Genomic DNA, 17399 nt, shown 5'->3' with positions numbered 1-17399 from the left:
ATGCTTTATCCGTGGATACCACCCCCGACCTCCTCACCCTGCGCATCGTGCGCGCCATCGCCGACCACGGAACCATCAGCAAAGCCGCCCTGGCACTCGGCTACAGCCAACCGGCCCTCAGCCAACACCTCAGTCGCTCACAAGCGCGGCTCGGGCTGGCCCTCGTCCTGCGTTCAGGGCGAGGCGTGCGACTGACCGAAGCGGGGCGAGCATTGACCAGTCACGCCATCACCGTTCTCAATGCCGTGGATGCCGCGAGCGCCGAACTGGCAGAACTGGCGGGCCTCACCAGCGGAACGGTGCGCATCGCGGCCTTCCCCACGGCCTCCTCGACACTCGTTCCTCGACTCATTCGGCAGCTGCGGGAACGGCATCCGCAGTTGACGATCAACTACGTCGAAGCCGAGCCACCGCAGGCGCTGCAACTGTTGCGTGATGGGGCCGCCGATCTAGCTATCACCTTCTCGTATCCCGGCGATCGCTCTGACCCACATCTGGCGCGGGATGGCGGTTACTCAACGGTGCCGCTCTATACCGAGCCCGTCGTGCTGGTACTGCCCGCCAGTCACCCGTCAGCCACCAGCGATGCGGTGAAGCTCGCCGACCTCGCGAGTGACCCCTGGATCGCGGGCTGTACGCTCTGCCGGGGCCACCTGTTGGCGCTGTGCGACGTGGAGGGGTTCGCTCCCGAGATTGGGCTTGAGACCGATAACGCCCTTGCGGTACTGAGTTTTGTTTCCCGGGGGCTTGGCGTCGCGCTATTACCTCAGTTGGCACTGTCGTCACTGACGGTGCCGGAGGGCGTCAGCATCCACGCACCGCAGCCGTCGAGCGAGCGCACCATTCAGTATGTGATTCAGCCGGGCGCAACCCGGATCCCGAGCGTGGCGACGGCGATAGCGACTCTACGCGAGCTGGGTGGCACTATCTGGGGGCTGCGAGACTATCCGGAGAGCGAGCGGACTGCTGGGCTATCCCGAGAGTGAGCGGACCGCCCTGTAAGCGGTTTCGATCTGGGCTGCGACAGTGGCAAGTTGTTCGGCGGTGGTGTCGCCGCTGAGGCTGAACCGCACCGCCGTCTGGGCAATCGCAGGGTCAATGCCCAGGGCGACCAGAACGTGGGATGCTTCGTCGCTGCCGACAGCGCACGCCGAGCCGGCAGAGCAGATGATGCCGGCGCGCCCCAGCTCGAGCAGCAGAGACTCGCCACTGGTTCCCGGGAAACAGAACGAGGCATTGTTGGGGAGGCGGTGCGCGGATTGAGGCACTGTGCTCGGTGCGGCGGGGCCCGTCAGCACCGCCTCGGGCACGGCGGGGCCAGTCAGCACTGCCTCGGGCACTCGCGACAGCACATCGGCAGCGAACGCATCGCGCAGGCTCGCGGCACTCTGCGCGCGTGCGACCCGATCACTCTCGGCGAGCGCGAGCGCATGAGCAATGCCGACAGCTCCAGCCACATTCTCGGTCCCCGATCGTTTACCACGCTCTTGACCGCCACCATGAATGACCGGCTCCAGGGCCCGGCGACCGCGCACGATCAGTACCCCAATTCCCTTGGGTGCACCAAGCTTGTGGCCCGACAGGCTCAGCGCGTCCACTCCCAGCTCAGCGAGACCGAGAGGGAGCCAGCCTGCCGCCTGCACCGCATCCGTGTGCATCGGCACCGAGTGTTCACGGCACAGTTCGGCAATAGCCGCGATCGGCTGAACAACACCGACCTCATTGTTGGCGTACATGATCGTGCAGAGCGTCGTGTCTGCACGTAGCGCCGCCCGCACGTCTTCAAGGTCAATGAGACCCCGATGGTCAACGGGCACCACTGTGACCTCGAACCCGTGCACGCGTCGCAGAAAATCGACCGATTCCAGCACGGCCTCGTGTTCGATGGCACTCGTGACGATGTGTCGGCCGCGGGGCTCAGCGAGAGCCAGACCTTTGATCGCTAAATTGTCTGACTCGGTGCCGCCGGAGGTGAAGATGACATCGGATGCTCGGCACCCGACCGACGCCGCAACACTCTTGCGGGCGGCATCCAGAGAACGTTTGGCTGACTCCCCCAGCTCATGATGACTCGACGGGTTACCAAAGTCACCCGTCAGCAGCGGCCACATCACCTCAAGCACCTCTCGGCGCACGGGAGTGGTTGCTGCTGAATCGAGAAAAATCATCGCTTCGCTGCACTCACCGCAATGTCGAGCCCCAAATCGAGAGAACGCACACTGTGGGTGAGAGCGCCGACCGAGATCACATCAACACCGGTTGCAGCGATTGCCGCCACCGTCTCGAGGGTCACACCCCCACTGGCCTCCACAATGGCGCGACCAGCAACAAGGGCAACACCAGCACGCAAGTCGTCAAGAGAAAAATTGTCAAGCATAATCGTATCCACCCCCGCAGAAACCACCGTCTCAACCTGATCAAGCCGATCCACTTCAACCTCAAGGTGAGTCGTATGTCCGATGCGTTCCCGCGCACGGCGGATCGCTTGCCCCAGATCGATGCCGGCCGCAGCCAACACCGCAAGATGGTTGTCCTTTGCCATCACCGCATCCGAAAGACTAAACCGGTGGTTATGCCCTCCACCGCAGCGCACCGCGTGCCGTTCCAACGCCCGCAGCCCCGGTGTGGTTTTGCGGGTATCAACGATGCGTGCGTGCGTACCAACCACCTGAGCTACATAGGCTGCCGTCTGGGTGGCGATTCCCGACATTCGCTGGCTGAGATTGAGGGCGATTCGCTCCGCCCGCAAGACGGCGCGTGCGTTGCCCGTGACGGTGGCCAGGTGCTGGCCTGCGGTGAAAGAGTCGCCATCACTCACCTGCAGAACGACCTCGGTGCCAGCATCCACCAGCACGAAAGTGCGGGCAAAGAGATCGAGGCCGCTCGCGACTCCCAGCTCGCGGGCACTCAGCACGGCGGTCGCCACCGCGTCGTCGGGAACGAAGGCCTCACTCGTGATGTCACCCCAGGGCGCATCTTCGGCGAGAGCACGATCGATGACGTCATCGACAAGCTGCTGGTTCATCGTGTTGCCGTTTCTACATGATCGTCACGGGTCATGAGGTCCTCCGCCTGCACGCGGTCCTCCGCGTGCAAGCGGTCTTCTGTGGCCATTCGTTCGACTGCCGGCACGAAATCTCCGGCAACATTCACTGCAGCCCAGCGGGTAGAGAACGCCAGCTCGTCGCGCGTCTCGGGGTAATCGGTTCGCTCATGCGCGCCGCGCGACTCTTCGCGACGGAGCGCCGCGACCACGACGAGGCGGGCAAGGTCGAGCAGGTTCGCATTCTCCGCACCCTCAACGGTGGTGGAATCGGCGTGCCAGCGGGCAAGGATCGACCCAGCCTCGGTAAGTCGAGTAGCATCCCGCTCGAGACCGACGTGACTCCACATGAGTTCGCGAAGTTGGTCACGAGTAAACGGCTCCCGGCCCGTGATCTCACACTGCGGCTCCAACGCTTCGACCTCGATCGCCCGCTGCGGCTCAGTGAGTGCATCGGCGGCCCGCCAAGCAAAAACCAGTGACTCCAGCAGCGAGTTGGATGCCAGACGGTTTGCCCCATGCACACCGGTGCAGGCTGCTTCGCCCACGGCATACAGCCCGTACACGCTTGTTCTCCCGGAGATATCGGTGCGGATGCCACCCATCCAATAGTGGGCCGCCGGCGTCACCGGCACTGGCTCGGTTCCCCAATCGAACCCATGCCGTTGGCACACTTCGGTGATCCCGGGGAACCGCATGGCGAGGTAGTCACTCCCCAACCCGGTGGCATCAAGCATGATGGGTCGGCCACCCTGACGCTCCATCGCTTGGGCGATGCCTCGGGCGACGACGTCGCGCGGTGCCAGCTCCCCGTCGGGATGGACGTCGAACATGAAGCGCTTGCCGTGTTCATCGATCAGCGTCGCGCCCTCCCCCCGCACTGCTTCGGAGACAAGCGGATTGCCCGGTACTGCCAGTGAGGTCGGGTGAAACTGGTAAAACTCGACATCGGCAAGCGCTGCGCCCGCGCGATACGCCGCCGCTACCCCATCACCGGTGGTCACAACGGGGTTCGTGGTGTGCTTGTAGAGCTGACCGGCGCCACCACTGGCGATCACTACGATGTCACCGTCGATGACCCGCGAGTTGCCGTCGGCTGCGATGACATCGATCCCGGTGACCCGGCGGACACCGTACGCATTAGTTTCCATCACAAGGTCACGCATGAACGTGTATTCGTACGTCTCAACGGCGAGCGCACGAACCGCCCGCAGAAGGGCAACCTCGATCGCAAGTCCGGTGGCGTCTCCTCCCGCATGCACGACACGGCGCGAGGAATGCGCTGCTTCATGGCCACGAGCCAACTCCCCATTGATGCGGTCGAACTCGACCCCGAGAGCGATGAGTTCGCGCACTCGCAGCGGACCTTCACTGCACAGCACTTCAACGGCATCCCGCTCGCAGAGACCGGCACCGGCTCGCATCGTGTCAGCCACGTGGCTGGCAACCGTGTCATCCGGGAACAGCACCGCGGCGATGCCGCCCTGAGCATATTTGGTGTTGCTCTCGGCCAGTTCTGACTTCGTCACTAGAACCACATCGTGGTGCGCGCTCGCCCGGTAAGCGGTGATGAGACCGGCAATTCCGGTGCCAACAACAATGACCCTCGCCATGGCTACGCCTGAGTGGATGCGGCCGGTGGCTTGGCGGCGAGCATGCGCTCAAGGGCGAGCCGCGCAGGCTCCGCCACATCATCGTCGACCGTTATTTGGTTGAGAACTTCGCCGCGCACCAGCCCTTCCAAAACCCAGGCGAGATAGCCGGGGTGGATGCGGTACATCGTTGAGCACGGGCACACCACCGGGTCGAGACAGAAGATGTGGTGCTGTGGATACTGGGCCGCGAGCCGGTTAACCATGTTGATCTCTGTACCAATCGCAAAGGTCGTGGGCTCCGTGGCGGCTGCAACCGCCTTCTGGATGTAGTCGGTTGACCCAGCTTCGTCTGCGGCATCCACAACGGGCATGGGGCACTCGGGGTGCACAATCACCCGAACGCCAGGAAAGTCTGCGCGAGCCTTGTCTATTTGGCCGACGTTAAAGCGTTTGTGCACACTGCAGAAACCGTGCCAGAGCACAACTTTTGCGTCGGTGAGTGTCTCAGAATCGTTGCCGCCGAGCGGCTTGTTGGGGTTCCACATCGGCATCAGATCGGTCGAGATGCCCATCTTTTTTGCTGTGTTGCGCCCCAGGTGTTGGTCAGGGAAAAACAGCACACGCTGCCCACGCTCATACGCCCACTCCAACACCGTTGTCGCATTAGAACTCGTGCAGACGATTCCCCCATTACGACCACAGAACCCCTTAAGCGCAGCAGACGAGTTCATGTACGTCACCGGGATGATCGGCACACGACCATTGGCATCGGGCTCTGTGCCGTACACCTCCGTTAGTTGCTCCCAACATTCTTCGACCGAGTCGATGTCGGCCATATCGGCCATGGAACATCCCGCAGCAAGGTTCGGCAAAATCACTGCCTGATCAGAACGGGCGAGGATGTCTGCAGTCTCAGCCATAAAGTGCACACCACAAAAGATGATCGCTTCGGCATTTGGCACCGTCTGAGCGGCATTGGCGAGCTGAAAGGAGTCGCCGAGGAAGTCAGCGTGCTGCACGACCTCATCGCGCTGGTAGAAGTGGCCGAGAATGACCGCACGATCGCCCAGGGTCGCTTTTGCGGCAACGATACGGGCGTTGAGATCGTCGTTGGATGCCTTCTGGTACTCGAGCGGCAGTTGACCCTGGCGCGGTGCCCCGGTAGGAATCACATCACCCATCGATGCGCCCGGGCCGTAGCTGGGCAGAGCGAGGTCGAATGTCCACGGACCATCCGCCAGCTCGGGTGCGCACGTCTCACCCTCTCCGGTCGTCGTGATGCGCTGAATGGTCGAATCAATTGATGACACGAGTGCTCCCTGTCTTTGTGTGCCCCAGTGGGCCGTTGTCGACGAGCTCAACGCCCTCGTCATAGCGGTACAGTCTCGGCGGTCGGTGGCGACCTCCCGAGACAACGTGGTTGGTGGGCACGAGCGAGCCTGAGCTCTCGATCTGACGACGAAAATTGGCAGGGTCAAGCTCGCGTTGCAGTACCGCCTCATGCACGAGTCGAAGCTCACTGAGAGTGAACGTTTCACCCAAAAAGGCTCGCGCGATTCGCGAGTATTCCATCTTGGTGCGCAGTCGCCAGAGCGCGTAGTCGACGATGACGTTGTGGTCGAAGGCGAGCTCAGGAAGGTTGTCGGCCGCAAACCAGCGCACATTCTCACCCTCGGTGGCGCGTTCAGCCTCTTCTTGCCGCACGAGTGCCCAGTAGATGATCGAGACCACCCGGGTGCTGACGGAACGCTCAACGTCACCGAAAGCATAGAGCTGTTCGAGGTACGCCGGTTCGAGGGCGGTCGTTTCGAGCAGGTTGCGGCCCGCGGCGTCCGCCAAACTTTCATCATTATCGACCCAACCACCGGGCAAAGCCCACTGGCCGGCAAACGGTTCGCGGGTGCGACGCACCAACGGAATCCAGAGAGCGCTTTGACCTGACTCGGGGATGGGGCGCAGCGCGAAAATTACGGTGGACACCGCGAGCGAGATGCGCTGCTCACTCTTATTCATCGCCGCCCCTCCCAGTAAGAGTCATTGTGACCTGAACAAAGAATACACCTTAAAGTCTTCGTGACCTAAACCGGGATCGTTTTAGGTCAGACGTGCGTCAGTGCGTCAGTGCCTCAGCGCGTCAGGGCCTCAGCGCGTCAGGGCCTCAGGGCCTCAGGGCGTCAGGGCGTCGGGGTATCGACTGCCCGGCCGAAGCGCCTCGTACGACCCGCATAGATCTCGATCGCCTGCCACAGTTGCACGCGGGTGAAATCCGGCCACAGAGTGTCTAAAAACACCATCTCGGCATAAGCGCTCTGCCACGGCATGAAATTGCTCATGCGCTGCTCCCCCGATGAGCGCACAAACAGATCAACATCGGGAAGCTGAGGTTGATAGAGACGCTTCTGGATGAGTTTCTCTGTCACGGCAGCAGGCCTGAGCTTGCCCGCCGCAACGTCATCGGCAATCGACCGCACAGCATCCGCAATTTCGGTGCGGCCACCATAATTGACGCACATCGTCAGCGTGAGCGTGCTGTTGTGCTCGGTCAGTTTCTCGGCAAACTGCAGCTCCTTGATTACCGAAGTCCAGAGCCGCGGTCGACGTCCAGCCCAGCGCACCCGCACACCCCACTCGTTGAGTTGATCGCGACGACGGTGAAGCACATCGCGGTTGAAGCCCATGAGAAAACGCACCTCCTCAGGTGAGCGACTCCAGTTCTCCGTCGAGAACGCATAGACGCTCACCTGCTTCACCCCGATTTGGATGGCGCCGGCCACCACATCGAGCAGGCTCGCCTCGCCAGCCTTGTGACCCTCCACGCGCGTCAACCCGCGAGCGTTCGCCCACCGACCATTGCCGTCCATGACAATAGCGATGTGTTCAGGCACGGAACCCTTGGGCAGCTTCGGCGGCTGAAGCCCCGTCCAATCGAGCGGACGAAAATCGACAGAATCTTTGTGAGTTTTTGCTACGCGGCTCATGCGCTCCGATCCACATGCTGAATAGAGCGAAGACTGCGCTCCAAATGAAACTGGGTGTACGCGGCAACAACGCCACTGGCTTGCGAACGTGAGCGTTCGTCTGCAGCCTCGGCGACATCCCACGTTCCCGAAAGAAGCGCACCGAGCAGTTCGAGGGTGTCGGCGCTCAGCCTGGGAGAGCCGGGCGGGGCAACCTCGTCGGCAACCACACCACCCAGCTGTGCCACGAAAACCGAGTGCGGCCCGGGCGCACCGGTGACAGCACAGTCAACAAAACTGGGCGCCCAGCCCGCGATCGACAGGCTGCGCAACAGGTACGAATCGAGGGTGAGACTCGGGTTGTGCTCGCGCCGCGACAGAGACCGAAGTGCCCCAACCAACAGCAGGTACTGCTGAAGGGAACCATCATCATCCGTGACCTTATCGGCAGTTTCGACCATCACACTGGCGGCCGTATAGCTCGCATAGTCGGCGGTGATCTCAGACCCGTACGAGCCCAAAGTCTCAGCCTGCTGGATGATGTCGAGGCTGCGACCGATATAGCACTGGATGTCGGCGACCATAAATGGTTCCAACCGCGCCCCAAACTTTGAGGCCGTGCGACGCACCCCCTTGGCTACCGCCCGAATCTTGCCGTGCTCGCGCGAGAGCATCGTGACAATGCGGTCTGCTTCACCCAGCTTGTGGGTGCGCAGCACGACGGCTTCATCACGATAGGTTGGCACCCCTCAAGTATCCCCCGGCATGGGGCTGGTCGATGATCGACGGTCCGACGCCACTCGGCATTTGTGGCTCCAAGAGGCTGACTCGTCACTGCGCTGTCGCAGGTGTTGCCTGCGCCGTGGATCTCCGCACCCTGCGCGACCCCACCATTCGGAAATTCAGGAAATTACGGCGCAGAGAGCTGAGAACGCGCACGTTTTCAGGGAAGAAATTGCGGCTGGCTCGAATTTTCCTGAATTTTCGAAGATCGCAGGCGCGCAAAGGTCGGGTCGGGCACGCAGGTGCGTCGCGCCGAGAGCGAAGCGAGAGCGATTGCAGGCTTGCCCGCCGCACAACAGAGCGGCCGGTGCCGCGCATGATACGAATAGTGCGTGAATGAGACTTTCGAAATTCCGCTGTGGGCTGGGCTGCTTGCCGTGGGCGTAGGAGCAATGCAAGGGGCCATGTTTGCTTCGCAATTTCGCGACCGTCGACTTGACCTTCTGGGGGTCGCCATCATCGGAATTTCGACAGGATTCGGCGGCGGCATTGTGCGCGACGTGGTGCTTTCTGAAGTACCCGCGGTTCTCACCACCAACTGGTACCTAATCGTGGCGACCGGTGCTGCCCTGTTCGGCATGCTACTTGAAAGGCTGATTTCCCGGCTCGGGCCCGTCATCACCGTTCTTGACGCGCTCACAATCGGGCTGTTTGGTGCAATCGGCACCACAAAGGCTCTCTCGCTGGGACTCCCCGAGGTGCCGGCAATCTTTGTCGGAGTTATTTCAGCGGTCGGCGGATCCATTCTGCGCGACATGCTGCTCTCGCTGCCAATCTCACTGATGCACGTGGGATCGCTCTATGCGGTAGCGGCCACCGCAGGAGCAACAAGTTTGGTCATTATGCGGGTCTTTGACGTTCCGGTGTTTCTAGCCGCATCGATCTGCGTTGGGCTCACCGTTGGCGTGCGCGTGCTCGCCGTGCTGTTCAATTGGACACTCCCTGAGCAACGCACCATCAGCGGCATGCCGAAGTTTCGTCGCCGCTAGCCCTAATGCCGACCGTGGTTAGAGCACGCTGGCACCAACGCCCACTGGCACCAACGCCCTCAAGCTCCAACGCACACCAATGCTAGTGAGCGATCAGCTCGGCATCGGGAACGGCATTCGCTGCCCGCACCCACCGGTTGACCGCTGACACGATCGCTTTCAGCGAAGCGCGCGAGATGTCGCCATCAATGCCTACACCCCAGAGTCGTTGACCGTGAATGTCGAGCTCGACATAGGCAGCAGCCTGAGCGTTGCTACCGGCACTCATCGTGTGCTCGACGTAGTCATAGAGCTTCACCTCGATGCCTTGGCCCTGGGCGGACAGCATGCCCAAGAACGCATCAATCGGCCCATTTCCGACGTGGGTGCTGTCCACCTCGGCATCGTCGACACGCAGTCGCGCTTCAAGGCTGACTTCGCCATCGTTGGCGCTCGTCGTGCGAGTCGCGAGCAACTCGTATCGACCCCACTTCTGTTTGACCAGATCTGCGGATGCCGGCAGGTATTCATCCTGGAATGACGTCCAGATCTGCTCGCTCGACACTTCGCCGCCCTCAGAGTCCGTCTTGGACTGCACGACGCCACTAAATTCGATCTGGAGTTTACGCGGAAGATCGAGGTTGTGATCGGCCTTCAGTAGGTAGGCGACGCCGCCCTTGCCCGACTGCGAGTTAACCCGCACAACGGCTTCATAGCCGCGGCCCAGATCCTTGGGATCAACCGGCAGGTATGGCACAGCCCACACCAACTCGTTGACGTGTTTACCTTCGCGCTCGGCCTGAGCGGCCATTGCCTCGAAGCCCTTTTTGATCGCATCCTGGTGGGAACCGCTAAAGGCCGTGTAGACGAGGTCGCCAGCCCACGGGCTGCGCTCGTGCACCTTCAACTGGTTGCAGTGCTCTGCGGTGCGACGGATCTCATCCAAGTCACTGAAGTCAATTTGAGGGTCAATTCCCTGCGTAAACAGGTTCAACCCGAGAGCGACAAGGTCAACGTTTCCGGTGCGCTCTCCGTTGCCGAACAGGCAGCCCTCAATGCGGTCGGCACCGGCCATGTAACCGAGCTCAGCCGCAGCGATTCCTGTTCCGCGGTCATTGTGCGGGTGCAGCGAGATGAGAACGTTTTCGCGATGGTTGATGTTGCGCGACATCCACTCAATGGAGTCGGCATAAACATTGGGGGTTGCCATTTCGACCGTAGCGGGGAGGTTAATGATCACTTTGCGCTCGGGGGTGGGCTGGAACACTTCGAGCACTTGGTTGCAGATATCGACAGCGAAGTCGAGCTCGGTGCCCGTGTAGCTTTCGGGCGAATACTCGTAGTAGACCTCGGTCCCGGGCACCATCGCCTCGGAGGCCTTACAGATGCGAGCACCATTCAGAGCAATGTCGATGATGCCCTGCTTGTCTTGGCGAAATACCACATCACGTTGCAGCACACTCGTCGAGTTGTAGAGGTGCACGATCGCCTGCTTGGCGCCCCTAATCGACTCGTAGGTGCGCGTGATCAGCTCCTCGCGTGCCTGAGTGAGAACCTGAATGGTGACGTCATCCGGGATCGCGTTGGTGTCAATGAGCGAACGCACAAAGTCGAAGTCGGTCTGACTCGCCGACGGGAAACCAACCTCGATCTCCTTGTAGCCCATTGTGACGAGCAGATCGAACATGATCCGCTTGCGTTCCGGGCTCATCGGGTCGATTAGCGCCTGGTTGCCATCGCGAAGATCAACAGCGCACCAACGGGGTGCCTGGGTGATGCGTTTCGACGGCCAGGTGCGGTCCGGCAGATCGATCGAGATGACTTCGTGAAATGGACGGTACTTGTGAATCGGCATCGAGGATGCGGACTGATTGTTCTTCATGTGGTGCTCCTGCTGTTCTCAAGGCCTTGTGGGCCACTCGCTTCGGGGTTTGGTCAGCCAATGACGAACTCCGCGACGAGTGAGGCCTGAATTAGGACTCGTCGCGGCAGCTAAGAAGGAGCAGACCGAACAACATGAGTTCAGGGTATCACTGCCCGTGCCGGGAACGACGAGTGGTTTCCTAACCGTTACCGCACGCCCCAAACGCCGGCAGAATCGATGCTAGAAGCCCAATCGCCCCAACTGCTTCGAGTCACGCTGCCACTCCTTGGCAACCTTCACCCGCAGAGACAAAAAGATCTGCTTACCCACAAGCTTCTCAATCTCGGAACGTGCACGCGCACCGACATCCTGAAGGCGTTCGCCGCCCTTACCGATGATGATGCCCTTCTGGCTATCGCGTTCCACAAAAATATTGGCGAAAACTTCGAGCAGGTCTTTGTCTTCGCGTTCGATCATGTCGTCGATGGTGACGGCGATGGAGTGCGGGAGCTCATCCATGACCCCCTCCAGCGCGGCCTCGCGAATCAATTCAGCAACCCGCGACTCGGTCGACTCGTCAGTGACCGCGTCATCCGGGTAAAGCGCGTGCGAGACGGGCATGAGCTTCACAAGCTCGGTTGCCAAAATATCCAGTTGGATGCTGTCAAACGACGAGATCGGAATAATTTCGTCCCAGTCGCGCAGTTCACTCACGGCACGAAGTTGTTCCGCAACACCGGGTCGCGATGATGCGTCAATCTTGGTGACGATCGCGACCTTCTTGGCACGCGGAAATGAGTCGAGCTGCTCATTGATGTAGCGGTCGCCGGGACCGATTTTTTCGTTGGCGGGAATACACAGGCCGATCACATCAACTTCGCCGAGGGTGTCTTGCACAATTGAATTCAGCCGCTCACCGAGCAGGGTGCGGGGGCGGTGCATTCCGGGAGTGTCGACAATGACCAGTTGGCCGTCTTCGCGGTGAACAAGCCCGCGAATGGCTCGACGCGTCGTTTGTGGTTTGGATGAGGTGATCGCCACCTTTTCGCCAACGAGCGCATTGGTGAGGGTCGACTTTCCCACATTGGGCCGACCAACGAAGGTCACAAATCCTGCTCTGAACTCACTGCTGTCGGTCACTGTGATTCACCGTTCTCTCGGTCATTCGAGTCTGATTCGTGTTGGTTCTCGAGCCAAGGGTCTTTGGCGACCAGCACGGTACTGATGCGTTTGCGTCGTCCTTCGGTGCGCTCGGCCGTGAGCACAAGCCCCGAATAGTGCGCTACCGCACCGCTCTCGGGAAGTCTGCCCAGAGTTTTCATGATGAGCCCTCCCACGGAGTCAACCTCGTCATCATCAAGCTCCAGTCCGAATAGATCGCCCAGTTCATCGATCGGCAATCGCGCGCTCACCCGGAACGTGCCATCAGCGAGTTCTTCAAACTCGGCCACCTCACGGTCGTACTCGTCAGAAATATCTCCGACAAGTTCTTCGATGAGGTCTTCCAATGAGACTAGCCCGGCGATGCCACCGTACTCATCGACCACCATCGCAAGATGGTTCGATTCCCGTTGCATTTGACGCAGCAGGCTATCGGCGCGCTGCGATTCCGGCACGAACAGTGCGGGGCGAGCAAGCTCTCTCGTTGTGAGCTTGTCGGATTCAACCGGCTGTTCGTAGACCACTCGGGCAACATCGCGCAGGTACAGCACGCCCATGACTTGGTCTATGTCTTCGCCAATCACGGGAACCCGTGAAACACCCCGGCTCAGGAACAACCCCATTGCCGCGCTCGCCGTGACATCCGCTTCTACCGTCACCATGTCGGTGCGCGGAATCATGACCTCGCGAACCACGGTGCTGTTGAACTCGAAAATTGAGTGGATGAGATCACGATCGTCTTGATCCAACACCTCGTGTTCGGTGGCTTCATCCACCATGCTGAGCAGTTGTTCTTCGCTGGAGAAAGTTGCGCTGCGCGGTCGGCCCGGGGTCACCCGGTTGCCGATAGCCACTAGGGCATCAGCGATGGGCCCCAAGATGACGCGCACACCCCGCACGAGAGGGGCCGCGATTTGCACTACCTTGCGTGAGTGTGCCCGTCCGACACTGCGCGGGCTTGAGCCGACCAGAACAAAGGACGCTCCGATCATGATGAGCGCGCTAAAGAGCAGCGCAAGCCACCACTGCTCAAACACTGACGCAAATACGAGGGTTACGAGCACGGCCGCCGTGGTTTCGAGCACAATTCGCATGAAGTTGAGTGCGTTGAAGTGGGCGCCCATGTCGTGCGAGATGGCCATAATAGCTTTTTTGGCGCGGCTGCGTCCGGCAAGCTCGACGAGATCACTGCGGCTGAGCACGGTCAGCGCAGAGTCGGCCGCTGCCAGTAATCCACCGAGCGAGACCAGCAGAATCGCCACGGTGAGGAAGATGCCGTTCAGCATTGCTGCTACCTACTTCGTTCGGCGAGGGTGAAGCCCAGCAAGATCTCGCGCTGGAGGCTAAACATTTCTTTCTCTTCGTCAGGCTCCGCGTGATCAAAGCCAAGCAGGTGAAGCAGGCCGTGGGTGGTCAACAAGAGCATCTCTTCCAGCGGCGGATGACCAGCTGTCTCGGCCTGCGAAATCGCTACCTGGGGGCAGACCACAATGTCGCCGAGCAGCCCCGCCGGGGTCTGGTGCGCTTCGGTACCGGGGCGCAACTCATCCATCGGAAAGCTGAGCACGTCGGTGGGGCCGGGCTCATCCATCCATTGCAGGTGAAGCTGTTCGATCGCTGCCTCGTCGACAAAGACGATGCCGAGTTCGGCATCCGGGTGCACATGAAGCTGATCGAGCGCAAAAGTGGAGAGACGCTGAAAGGCATGCTCATCGACGTCGATGCCTGACTCGTTGTTGATTTCAATTGACACGCTAGCGTCCCTCGTGGTTGCGGCTGCGCGCGCGCGGTCGGTTCTTGCTGTAGTAGTCATCGCGCTGCTTCTCGGCGTCGTACGTCGTATACGCGTCAACGATCCTGCCCACGAGGCTATGACGCACAACGTCGGCGCTTGTGAGCTCCGCAAAGTGGATGTCGTCAATATCGCGCAGAACCTTCGAGACAAGTTTGAGCCCGCTTGCACCTTCGGGCAGATCGACCTGCGTGATGTCTCCGGTGATGACCATCTTGGAGTCAAAACCGAGGCGCGTCAAAAACATTTTTATCTGTTCGGGGGTGGTGTTTTGGGCTTCATCGAGCACGATGAAGGAGTTGTTTAGTGTGCGACCGCGCATGTAGGCCAGCGGTGCCACTTCGACGGTTCCTGCCGCAAGCAGCTTCGGCACCAGTTCGGGATCCATCATCTCGTTGAGCGCGTCATATAGCGGACGAAGGTAGGGATCAATTTTGTCCGTAAGGGACCCGGGCAAGAAACCCAGACGCTCCCCTGCTTCGATCGCCGGGCGACTCAAAATGATGCGGTCAACTTCTTTGCGCTGCAGTGCCTGCACAGCTTTTGCCATTGCAAGGTACGTCTTGCCAGTGCCGGCCGGGCCGATGCCGAAAACTATGATGTTGTTATCTATCGCTTCGACATACTGCGATTGGCCCAGAGTTTTTGGGCGAATGGCTTTTCCGCGGGAGGTGAGAATTGTTTGGCCCAGAAGCAGATTCGGGCTGCCCTGGTTCTGTCGCAGGATGCTCGCTGACGACTCGACTTCTTGCTCGCCGATATCGTTACCGCCGCGCACCATCGTGACCAATTCGTCAACAAGTTCGCGTGCTGACGCTACCGCAACTGCGTCACCGGTGAGGGTGATCTGGTTTCCACGAACGTGCATCTCAACATCCGGAAATGTGCTCTCAACCACGCGGAACAGTCGATCGTGGGGGCCAAGCAGCCGCACCATGGCAACGCCATCTACTTCGATCGAAACGCTGTCGCGCTCAGCCGGATGTGCTTTATCTGTGTGTGCGAACTCAGAGTCACTAGTGACCAAGGGTGCCTTCCTCGAGGTGTCCGCCGAGCACATGAGCGTGCACGTGGAACACGGTTTGACCGGCGCTCTCGCCGGTGTTGAAAATGAGTCGGTATTCGCCGTTGGTGTGCTCGTTGGCGAGTTGCTGTGCCACTGTGACGACCTCGGAAAGCAGCGCCGGGTTGCCAGCCGCAAGCTCTGCAACGTTGGCAAACTGCTCGGTCGTGGGAACAACGAGTAAATGCACCGGTGCTTGGGGCGCAATATCCCGAAACGCAATCACCGAAGCTGACTCGAAGACAATATCGGCGGGAATCTCGCGAGCAATGATCTTTGTGAAGATCGAAGGGGAATCAGACATGGCTCTAGCCTAAACCTCTAGCCCCAACGACCAAGCTTGACGTTCAGCACGGCGAGCGCCGCCGGTCCCGCCGTAGAGGTGCGCAACACTTCAGTGCCGAGGCGAATCGCGGATGCTCCGGCCGCCGTCAATAGCTCAAGCTCATGGTCAGCCACGCCACCCTCCGGCCCCACGACGAGCACAATGTCGCGATCATCAACGATGAGGTCGGCAAGCGTTTCTGTCGCGGTCGGCTCGAGGATGAGCATCCGGGTGGTGGAGGCGAATGCTGCCAATTGTTTGGTGGAGACGAGATCGAGCACGTCCGGCAGCCATGAACGCAGCGACTGCTTGCTCGCCTCGCGAACAATAGCCGCCCACCGATCGCGCCCCTTGGCAACTTTGGGGCCCTGCCAGCGGGAGATGCTGCGCGCCGCCGACCACGGAACAACACCGTCGACACCCAGCTCAGTGGCGACCTGCACCGCGAGCTCATCCCTGTCTGCTTTGGCAAGAGCCTGCGCGAGGAACACTGCGGGAGTGTTTCGCTCAGCATGCTGAACCTCACTCACACGAATGCTGAGTTCCGTGTGTTCGGCTGTGATGATCGGCCCCGACACGGTCAGCCCGGCACCGTTGCTAATGGCGATCGACTCCCCCACCGCGAGGCGCGAGACAGTCACCGCATGACGCGCTTCCGCTTTCGTCAACGAGACAGTGTCGCCGACCTGGGCGGCATCCAGTTCTTCATCGATATACAGGTGAGCCACCGGCGGTTACCTAAAGGAACCGGTCGCGCAGCTTAGCGAAGAGTCCCTGCTGGAACTCGGCGAAGTGTGGCGCTTTGTTCTTACGAGCGGCCGCCAGCTGCTTGATCAGGGCCTGCTCAGCGTTACTCAACTTGGTGGGAGTGATCACCTGGATGCCCAGCCGTAAGTCACCGCGCCCACCTCCGCGCAGGCTCGTGATGCCCCGATCTTTGACAGTGAGAACCTCGCCACTCTGGGAACCCGGCTTGATATTCACTTCAACCTTGTCGTCCAAACCGTCGAGGGTGACGGTGGTTCCCAGGATTGCATCGACCATCTGCACTTCAACTGTGGCCAGGAGGTCGTCATCGGTGCGGCTGAACACGTCGTGGTGGCGCACCTTCATCTCCAAGAACAGGTCGCCGCTGGGGCCACCCGCTGGCCCGACCTCACCCTGAGCAGGCATCTGAAGACGTAGACCGGTTTCGACGCCAGCCGGGATATCGACCGAAATCGTGCGCTGAGCCCGCACTCGACCCTGCCCGGCGCAAGTGCCACACGGGTTGATGATGATGTTGCCGTAGCCGCGGCACGTGCCACACGGACTCGACGTCATGACGTTGCCAAGAAGGCTGCGCACTTGACGCTGAATCTGGCCGCTGCCCCGACAGATGTCACAGCGAACCGGGGATGTGCCTGGTGCCGTGCAGCTACCTTCACACGTCTCGCACAGCACTGCAGTATTGACCTCAAGGTCGCGGGAGACACCAAAAATGGTCTCCTTGAGGCTCACCTCAACGCGCAGGAGCGCGTCCTGCCCGCGCTCACGTCGCGAACGAGGCCCGACGGATTGCCCTCCGCCCCCGCCTCCGAAGAAGGTCTCAAAGATGTCACCAAAACCGAAGTTTGCGCCACCGAAACCGCCACCGCTGCCGCGGCCGCCCATGTCGTACTGCTGACGCTGTTGGGGGTCACTGAGCACGTCATAGGCGTGCGTTACCGATTTGAAGCGCTCCGAAGCATCCGCACTCGGGTTTACGTCGGGGTGCAACTCGCGGGCGAGTTTGCGGTACGCCTTCTTGATTTCTTCTGGCGTGGCCTCGCGGGCAACACCGAGTGCTTCATAGTGATCTGCCAAAGT

General features: G+C 60.6%; 17 protein-coding genes. 2 read left to right on the top strand and 15 right to left on the bottom strand.

Annotated elements, in window-relative coordinates:
- Positions 1-11: 11 nt before the first annotated feature.
- Positions 12-986 (top strand): LysR family transcriptional regulator, encoded by a 975-nt coding sequence (locus FB472_RS13480; RefSeq protein ID WP_141991321.1) that lies wholly within the window; start codon positions 12-14, stop codon positions 984-986.
- Here the strand turns inward: FB472_RS13480 and FB472_RS13475 are convergent.
- The 7 genes from FB472_RS13475 to recO form a co-directional block, all read right to left on the bottom strand.
- Positions 972-2168: a cysteine desulfurase family protein gene (locus tag FB472_RS13475; protein ID WP_141991320.1), complete on the bottom strand. Its 1197-nt coding sequence runs from the start codon at positions 2166-2168 to the stop codon at positions 972-974. The two genes, FB472_RS13480 and FB472_RS13475, sit on opposite strands and share 15 nt — an antisense overlap.
- Positions 2165-3025 (bottom strand): carboxylating nicotinate-nucleotide diphosphorylase, encoded by an 861-nt coding sequence (gene nadC / locus FB472_RS13470; RefSeq protein WP_141991319.1) that lies wholly within the window; start codon positions 3023-3025, stop codon positions 2165-2167. The genes FB472_RS13475 and nadC overlap by 4 nt, the downstream gene beginning before the upstream one ends.
- A complete protein-coding gene (nadB, locus tag FB472_RS13465; protein WP_141991318.1) occupies positions 3022-4656 on the bottom strand; it encodes an L-aspartate oxidase in 1635 nt (544 codons plus the stop codon). The genes nadC and nadB overlap by 4 nt, the downstream gene beginning before the upstream one ends.
- A gap of 2 nt (positions 4657-4658) precedes the next feature.
- Positions 4659-5948 (bottom strand): quinolinate synthase NadA, encoded by a 1290-nt coding sequence (gene nadA, locus FB472_RS13460; protein ID WP_141991317.1) that lies wholly within the window; start codon positions 5946-5948, stop codon positions 4659-4661.
- The gene (locus FB472_RS13455) at positions 5935-6651 is read right to left on the bottom strand and encodes an NUDIX hydrolase (RefSeq protein ID WP_141991316.1); all 717 of its coding nucleotides are present in this window, start codon (positions 6649-6651) and stop codon (positions 5935-5937) included. Before FB472_RS13455 ends, nadA begins: the two co-directional genes overlap by 14 nt.
- Before the next feature lie 161 nt (positions 6652-6812).
- Entirely contained in the window at positions 6813-7616 is an 804-nt protein-coding gene (locus tag FB472_RS13450; protein ID WP_141991315.1) for an isoprenyl transferase, read from the bottom strand.
- Complete coding sequence (gene recO, locus FB472_RS13445; protein WP_141991314.1) at positions 7613-8341, bottom strand: DNA repair protein RecO; 729 nt, start codon at positions 8339-8341, stop codon at positions 7613-7615. The genes FB472_RS13450 and recO overlap by 4 nt, the downstream gene beginning before the upstream one ends.
- Positions 8342-8710: 369 nt before the next feature.
- On the opposite strand from recO, the gene FB472_RS13440 reads away from it, so the two are divergent.
- Positions 8711-9367 carry a trimeric intracellular cation channel family protein gene (locus FB472_RS13440; RefSeq protein ID WP_141991313.1) on the top strand — a complete coding sequence of 219 codons (657 nt, stop codon included), beginning with the start codon at positions 8711-8713 and terminating at the stop codon, positions 9365-9367.
- Positions 9368-9449: 82 nt separating this feature from the next.
- On the opposite strand, the gene leuA is transcribed toward FB472_RS13440, so the two are convergent.
- The 8 genes from leuA to dnaJ all read right to left on the bottom strand — a co-directional run bounded on the left by leuA (position 9450) and on the right by dnaJ (position 17396).
- Positions 9450-11228: a 2-isopropylmalate synthase gene (leuA, locus tag FB472_RS13435; RefSeq protein ID WP_141991312.1), complete on the bottom strand. Its 1779-nt coding sequence runs from the start codon at positions 11226-11228 to the stop codon at positions 9450-9452.
- 222 nt (positions 11229-11450) lie between these two features.
- A complete protein-coding gene (era, locus tag FB472_RS13430) occupies positions 11451-12350 on the bottom strand; it encodes a GTPase Era (RefSeq protein ID WP_141991311.1) in 900 nt (299 codons plus the stop codon).
- Positions 12347-13657 carry a hemolysin family protein gene (locus tag FB472_RS13425; protein WP_141991310.1) on the bottom strand — a complete coding sequence of 437 codons (1311 nt, stop codon included), beginning with the start codon at positions 13655-13657 and terminating at the stop codon, positions 12347-12349. Before FB472_RS13425 ends, era begins: the two co-directional genes overlap by 4 nt.
- A 5-nt stretch (positions 13658-13662) precedes the next feature.
- Entirely contained in the window at positions 13663-14124 is a 462-nt protein-coding gene (gene ybeY / locus FB472_RS13420) for an rRNA maturation RNase YbeY (protein ID WP_141991309.1), read from the bottom strand.
- 1 nt (position 14125) lies between these two features.
- The gene (locus FB472_RS13415) at positions 14126-15190 is read right to left on the bottom strand and encodes a PhoH family protein (protein WP_141991308.1); all 1065 of its coding nucleotides are present in this window, start codon (positions 15188-15190) and stop codon (positions 14126-14128) included.
- Complete coding sequence (locus FB472_RS13410; protein ID WP_141991307.1) at positions 15180-15530, bottom strand: HIT domain-containing protein; 351 nt, start codon at positions 15528-15530, stop codon at positions 15180-15182. Before FB472_RS13410 ends, FB472_RS13415 begins: the two co-directional genes overlap by 11 nt.
- 17 nt (positions 15531-15547) lie before the next feature.
- Positions 15548-16279, bottom strand: a complete 732-nt coding sequence (locus FB472_RS13405) for a 16S rRNA (uracil(1498)-N(3))-methyltransferase (RefSeq protein WP_141991306.1) — start codon at positions 16277-16279, stop codon at positions 15548-15550.
- Positions 16280-16289: 10 nt separating this feature from the next.
- Complete coding sequence (dnaJ, locus tag FB472_RS13400) at positions 16290-17396, bottom strand: molecular chaperone DnaJ (protein ID WP_141991305.1); 1107 nt, start codon at positions 17394-17396, stop codon at positions 16290-16292.
- Positions 17397-17399 lie beyond the last annotated feature (3 nt).

Source organism: Rhodoglobus vestalii, from assembly GCF_006788895.1.
GTDB lineage: Bacteria > Actinomycetota > Actinomycetes > Actinomycetales > Microbacteriaceae > Rhodoglobus > Rhodoglobus vestalii.
Note: the sequence above shows the minus strand (reverse complement) of the source record. Positions and strands in the feature narration are given on the sequence as shown.